The sequence below is a fragment of the Oleiphilus sp. HI0067 genome, from assembly GCF_001635735.1.
In genome coordinates, this window is the sequence record NZ_LWFI01001171.1 from 1 (window position 1) to 790 (window position 790).

The 790-nt window shown below is 41.3% G+C and carries 1 pseudogene; it reads right to left on the bottom strand.

Annotated features, from left to right (window positions below):
- Positions 1–403 (bottom strand): annotated as a pseudogene (locus A3739_RS17320) (SGNH/GDSL hydrolase family protein); the annotation flags it as partial.
- Positions 404–790 lie beyond the last annotated feature (387 nt).

Sequence of the window (790 nt, forward strand, 5' to 3'; positions counted from 1 at the left end):
AGCGGTACCACTGAGTACGACATCCGTATGGGTCAAGAAGTGTTGCAGGAATCAAGATGTCGTTACCGCCACCATCAGCCAACACAACGTTGATGTTCGGATTTGTTGCACGTGCATCACGATATTGATTTGTTACTGAAGTTGCGATCAGGCCGCCAGTGATTTCAGCACCTGATTGCGTGTAATCACGGAACTCTTGACCCATGTTTGCTTCAAGAGTCTCTTGAATCACACCATTTAAGTCAAAGATCGAGTCACCCACACTGATTACGTCGTTACGTCCACCACGGTCTGATACATCCTCATCATAGGGATTACCAACACAACCTACTACAGTGAAAGCTACGGCAGCGACAGTTGCTGCTTTAGCAAGCTTGTTTATTACTGATTTAAGATAAGTCATTGTTCTCTCCAACCTTCCTTATTTTTAGATTTAAAGTGGAGCGAAAATCCTACTTAACAAAAATTCACAGTTGGAGTCAGTTCACGAACAAAGTCCAACCATCTGTTCGCTTTTTATGCAAACCTATCAATAATGGCCATGTTTACATTATTAATGCGAAGCTCATCACAAAATTATCTGCAAGTTAGGTTATCCGTTAAGTCAGATCAAAAAATTCGTTAGATATAAAACGAAAAAACACGCTTTCGCGTGTTCTTTAAAGAGGGCAGGATAAATTAATTCATGCCATACACTCTGGGGCGGTCAAAACGCATCATTCCAATGGTTTCTTCTTGCTTAAGCGAATAAGCGGTACGGTCATCAAAATGCGTAAGACGCAAAATATCT